A 5,776-nucleotide genomic window follows, 5' to 3' on the forward strand; every position below is an offset into this window, starting at 1 on the left:
TGGGGCCCTGCCCGAGTGACTCGACCACCCCGGCCGCGACGGCGTGGAGCTTGATGTTCCGGGCGCTCGAGGCCGACTTCAGGAGCTCGAACGCCTCGTCCTGGCTGCAGCGGTTCTGCGCCATGATGATGCCGACGGCGACGTCGATCACGGTCCGCGTCTCCAGGGTGGCCTTGAGGTTGGCGGCTGTATCGCTGCTGTGCGCGAACCGGACGGCGAGGCGCAGGGCCATGGACGTCTGGTGGACGAAGTCACGGGCCAGCTCCGTGGCGCGGTGATCGAACCGGCCCGGCCGGTGCGAATAGAGGTTCAGGGCGGCCCGGGTCTCGCCTTCCAGCAGGAACGGCAGCGCCAGGATCGACCGGAAGCCGTGCCCCCGCACCGCCGCGGCGTACTGCGGCCAACGGCCATCGAGTTCAAGGTCCTCAACGTGGACGGTTACCTGTTCCCGGGAAGCCGTCATGCAAGGGCCGTCACCGAAGGTGTACTGGATTTCGTCCATGGCCTGCGCGGCGGGGCTGCTGCTCGCGACGGTGGCCGCCTTCTTTTCCCGCAGGAGCGTGATGCCGCACAGGATCTCGTCCCCGGGCTCGGACAGGCTGCGCGCGGATACGCGGGCCAGCTCCCAGAGGAAGTCCTCGACGTCGGAGCTGCTGAGCACCAGTTCATGCAGCTGCTGGTTTATTGAATTTGCGGTTGACTCGCTGACCACTTATCTGTTGTGCCGTTTCACTCAGGTCAAGACGACCCGGCCGAGCTTCCCACCGCGGCAAGGGGCGGATACGGCAGCGGCCGGATCGAAGAACAATCCAACGGCTCGCTGCAAAACCGTACCGGGAGAGTATATACATCCGGGAAACGCAGGTTCCACACAGGGCTCCGGGCCGGACGGCTCCTGAACCGTTCGTCCCGGGCATAAGCTGTGCCTTAGGCGAAATATCGCGAACGGATTCCGTATGCCAGAGCTGGACGTCAAGGACTTACCCTCCGCCCCGCTGGCGATCGCCCGCGCCGCGGGCCGGCCTGTTGCCGCCGTGTTGGACGAGCTGGGCTCGGGCGGGAATGGACTGACGGGTGCCGAAGCGGGCAGGCGCCTGACGGAAATGGGCCCGAATGCGGTGCGGACCCACATGGCCAGCGGGTGGGCGGTGCTGGGCCGGCAGCTGGCCAGCCCCATCCTGCTCCTCCTGCTCATCACCGCCGGGCTTTCACTGTTTCTCGGGGACGCCACGAACGCGATCGTCATCGGCGTGATCCTGCTGGTCAGCGTCGGGCTGGGGTTCAGCAACGAATACCGGGCCGAACGCGCTGCGGAGGCCTTGCATTCCCGCGTCACGCACCGCGCCGTCGTCGTCCGCGACGGAAGTCCGGGCGAAATCGACGTCACCGCGCTGGTGCCCGGCGACGTCGTCCACCTGGGGATCGGCGCGATCATTCCGGCGGACATGCGGGTGCTGACGGCCAAGGATCTCCTGTGTGATGAAAGCATCCTGACCGGGGAATCGCTGCCGGTCGCCAAGGATCCTGCGCCCGTGCCGCAGGATGCCCCGCTGGCGGACCTGACCAGTTGCGTCTTCATGGGGACCGTGCTCCAGTCCGGCAGCTGCACGGCAGTGGTGGTAGCCACCGGAGGCCGGGCGGAATTCGGCCGGATTGCACTGGGCCTGGGCGAACGGCAGCCGCAGACCGAGTTCCAGCTGGGCCTCAAGCGGTTCTCCTTCCTGCTGCTGCAGGTGGCCATCGGACTGAGCTCGCTCATCTTCGTCGCGAACCTGCTGCTGCACCGGCCCGTGATCGAATCCCTGCTGTTCTCCCTGGCGATCGCGGTCGGCATCACTCCGCAGCTGCTGCCCGCGGTGGTCAGCACCAGCCTGGCCACGGGCACCCGGCAGCTGGCCCGGCGCAAGGTCCTGGTGAAGCGCCTGGTCTGCATCGAGGACCTGGGCGACATGGACATCCTGGTCACGGACAAGACCGGGACGCTGACCGAGGGCCGGATCAGCTTCACCGCCGCGCTGCCCGTCGGCGCGGGCATCGAGCCCGCTGAGCTGCTCACGCTCGGACTGCTGGCGACAGAGGCCGACTACGCCGAGGCGCGGCTCTCTACGGTCGGCCTGAACCCCCTGGATGCAGCCCTCTGGGAATCACCCGACGCGGCGGGCTTCCGGCCGGAGCGCTACGAACGCCTGGACGTCATAGACTTCGACCACCAGCGCCGCCGGACCAGCGTGCTGGTGCGCGAAGCGAACGGACCTGCCCGCATCATCACAAAGGGCTCGCCGGAAGATGTCCTGGCCCTCTGCGTGGGCACGCCGGCGGACGTGCAGGCGATGCTGGACAAGCAGTTCGACGCCGGATCCCGCGTGGTGGCTGTCGGAACGCGACCCGCTGGCGGGCTGGAGGACCTGACGCCGCCCGACGAGAAGGATCTGGTCCTTGCCGGTTTCCTCATCTTCCTGGACCGGCCCAAGGCCAATGCACGGGCCTCCCTTGACCAGCTCGAGGCGCTCGGCATTACGGTCAAGATCGCCACCGGCGACAACGCCAGGGTCGCCGAAAAGGTCTGTGACGAACTCGGCGTGCTCTCCGGCGGGACGCTCAGCGGCGCCGCCGTGGAGGCCATGTCCGATCCGGAGCTGGCCGCCGCCGCACGGGAGGCGAGCATCTTCGCCCGCGTGTCGCCCGAACAGAAGGCTCGGATCATCCGGCTGCTGCGGCTAAGCGGCGGCGCCGTCGGGTTCATGGGCGACGGCGTCAACGACGCCCTCGCACTGCATGCCGCGGACATCGGCATCTCGGTCGACAGCGCCACCGACGTCGCCAAGGACGCCGCCGACGTCGTGCTGCTCGACAAGGACCTGGGGGTGTTGGCCGAGGGCGTCATGGAAGGCCGGCGGATCTTCGCCAACACCATCAAGTACGTTCTCATGGGCACGTCCAGCAACTTCGGCAACATGTTCAGCGCGGCCACGGCCTCCGTGGTGTTGAGTTTCCTGCCCATGCTGCCGGGCCAGATTCTGCTCAACAACCTGCTCTACGATGCCGGCCAGCTGGCCATTCCGGGCGACCGGGTGGATAAGGAACAGCTGGTGGCCCCATCGCACTGGGACATCGGCTTCATCCGGCGTTTCATGTTCCTGTTTGGCCCCATCAGCTCCATCTTCGACTTCGCGACCTTCGCCCTCATGCTTTTCGTCTTCGACGCGGTTCCGGGCGAATTCCGGGCCGGCTGGTTCATCGAGTCCATCGTGACGCAGACGCTGATCATCTTCGTCATCAGGACCCGGCGCGTGCCCTTCTTCCGGAGCAGGCCGTCGCTGGGCCTGGTCGGGGCATCCCTGGGCGTGGTGGCCCTCGGGGTGTACCTGCCGTTCTCGCCCCTGGCCGGCGTGCTGGGCTTCGATCCGCTGCCTGTGCCTTTCTTCCTCGCCCTGCTCGGGATGGCAGTGGTGTACCTGGTGCTGGTGGAAATGGCGAAAGTCTGGTTCTACTCCCGGGCCGCCCAGCAGCCTGTCTCACGCGAGCCGGCGCTCCGGCACCGCGGCCAGACCCACCGCATTGCCCGCCGGGCCGCCCGCTTCAGCATCCCGGCGGCCAGGCCGCTGCTCGTCCACCGTGGGCCGGGCTGGCGCCGTCGACGCAAACTCGGGCATAAAGGCCCTCACAGGGTTTCGGGCGCGGGGGGATAGTTGGAGGCAGCGGCCACCTGGTCCTGTTCGGGTTAGGGGAACCCGTAGGAGCGCACCAGTTTCAGCAGCACACGACTGATGGCCGATGGCCCACGCTTCGACTTGAAAGCCATAGCCCATGAGCATCTTTGAAGACAGGGTCGACGCCGGCAGGCAGCTCGGCAGGCGTCTGGCGGAATTGCGTGGCCAGGACATTGTGGTCCTGGGCCTGCCGCGCGGCGGCGTGCCCGTGGCCTTCGAAGTCGCCGCCGCCCTGGATGCTCCCCTGGACGTGATTGTGGTGCGGAAACTTGGGCTTCCCTACCAGCCCGAGCTCGCCATGGGGGCAATCGGTGAAGGCGGCGCCAAAGTCCTGGACGAGGAGGTCCTGGCCCATGCGCGGGTCAGCGGTGAGGAACTCCAGGCTGTTGAAGAACGCGAACGCGGCGTGCTGGAAAACCGGGTGGTCCTGTTCCGGAAGGGCCGGACCCGGCACGACCTGACCGGACGCATCGCGGTGATCGTCGACGACGGGATCGCCACCGGTTCCACCGCCCGCGTGGCCTGCCGGGTCGCCCGCAAACAGGGTGCGGCCCGCGTGATCCTGGCCGTTCCGGTTGCCCCCGCCGAGACCCTCGCCGACCTGACGGAACCGGACGAGGTGGTCTGCCTGGCGACGCCGCGCCAGTTCACCGCCGTCGGATACCACTACCGGGACTTCTCGCCGACTGACGACGACGAGGTGCTGCGCCTGCTCGATCTTGCGGCCAAACGCGTCGAGGCCGCACCGCCGCCTTTCTGGACCTCGACGGCGACCCGCGCCGACAACGCCGCCGACGTCGACGAGGAAGTGGAGATCCCGTCCCGCGGGGTGCGGCTCCAGGCCCAGCTGCACCTTCCGGTGCCGGCCAGCGCCGTGGTGCTGTTCGCCCATGGCAGCGGCAGCAGCCGCCACAGCCCCCGGAACCGGTACGTGGCCGGCGTCCTGCAGCAGGCCGGTCTCGGCACGCTGCTGCTGGACCTGCTGACGCCGGCGGAGGAGCGCCACCGCGCCAACGTCTTTGACATCGAACTCCTGGCCCGCAGGCTGTCCTCGGCCACGGACTGGCTTTCCACCCGGTCGGACACGGTCTCCTGCGCTCTGGGGTACTTCGGTGCGAGCACGGGAGCCGGGGCTGCGCTGTGGGCGGCGTCGGAGCCGTCGGCGCGGCGGTCCCGCCGGCGGCGGAGATCCGGCTGCTCTGCGGCCATCGTGTCGTTGGCAGTTTTGGTGTCCACCGGTTCGGACATGTCTATTCCCCCCAGGGATCACAGCGCAGGCCGCTGCGTTGCTTGTTTGATTTGGTCCAAACAGCAAGTCTAGGCGCAGGCACGGTGGTCAGTTGACGAGGACCCGCAGACGCGGCAGTAAAGTGCCCCTATCAGCGACGCAGCGCGAGCACCACAACGGCGATCGTTGTTGTCGCCAGGAGCACCAGGCCCACGTAGGCGCGCCACTTGGGGCGGGACCGGTGGGGGTTGATGTCGATGTACGGCACTGTCAAGGCTCCTAGCGATGAGTAACGGAGGTGAGTCCGTGCCTGCGGCGCCTGGTGCGGAGCAGAATGTAGAACACGGCGGAGAGAATCAAGAGGCTCCCCAACAAAATGCACAGCGCAAGGACATAGCCGGGCAACGTCACAGGTGAGAACTCCTGAGAGCAGCGACATCATTGACGCTAGCCCCGAGGATCCCCATTCCTTGGGCAAGCTGGTCGCTGGCGAGAGCGGGCCCGCGGATAGGGACCCGGAGATGAGGTTACTCACAGGCTACCGTCGTTGTCCATCCGGCGCGCCCTGAGCCCGCCATCCCTAGCGGTGGGCCCGCGTGTCCTGCAGGCGCTTGATGAACCAGCGCGACTGTTCGGGGCCGTACGGCAGGATCGGGATGGCCTTGGTGGCATCGTCCGGGGTTTCCCGGGTGGCCTGGATCGCCTGCCGGACCGCGGTGGTCATGGTGTTGGCCATGGTCTTGACGAACTGGTGCGAGCACGGTTCGCCGTGGCCGGGAATCAGGAATTCGTAGCGGTGCCGCAGCGCGGAGAGGTGCCGGAGGGCGTCGGCCCAGTC

At 67.7% G+C, this 5,776-nt stretch carries 3 protein-coding genes and 1 pseudogene; 2 read left to right on the forward strand and 2 right to left on the reverse strand.

The features are described 5' to 3' along the window. Positions 1-712: GAF and ANTAR domain-containing protein (locus LQV45_RS16215; RefSeq protein WP_230007919.1), on the reverse strand; the 712-nt coding region annotated here is incomplete at its 3' end. A 244-nt stretch (positions 713-956) separates the two neighbouring features. On the opposite strand from LQV45_RS16215, the gene mgtA reads away from it, so the two are divergent. Then, the gene (gene mgtA, locus LQV45_RS16220) at positions 957-3,689 is read left to right on the forward strand and encodes a magnesium-translocating P-type ATPase (protein ID WP_230007920.1); all 2,733 of its coding nucleotides are present in this window, start codon (positions 957-959) and stop codon (positions 3,687-3,689) included. Positions 3,690-3,807: 118 nt separating this feature from the next. Next, positions 3,808-5,031: a phosphoribosyltransferase gene (locus LQV45_RS16225; RefSeq protein ID WP_230007921.1), complete on the forward strand. Its 1,224-nt coding sequence runs from the start codon at positions 3,808-3,810 to the stop codon at positions 5,029-5,031. 487 nt (positions 5,032-5,518) lie between these two features. Here the strand turns inward: LQV45_RS16225 and LQV45_RS16230 are convergent. After that, a pseudogene (locus LQV45_RS16230) lies at positions 5,519-5,776 on the reverse strand (MBL fold metallo-hydrolase); the annotation flags it as partial.

The organism is Microbacterium sp. Bi128 (genome assembly GCF_918698205.1).

What these genes read in the sequence shown, in the direction of transcription:
- mgtA (WP_230007920.1), top strand. Translation starts at nt 957, where the DNA reads ATGCCAGAGCTGGACGTCAAGGACTTACCCTCCGCCCCGCTGGCGATC.
- LQV45_RS16225 (WP_230007921.1), top strand. Translation starts at nt 3,808, where the DNA reads ATGAGCATCTTTGAAGACAGGGTCGACGCCGGCAGGCAGCTCGGCAGG.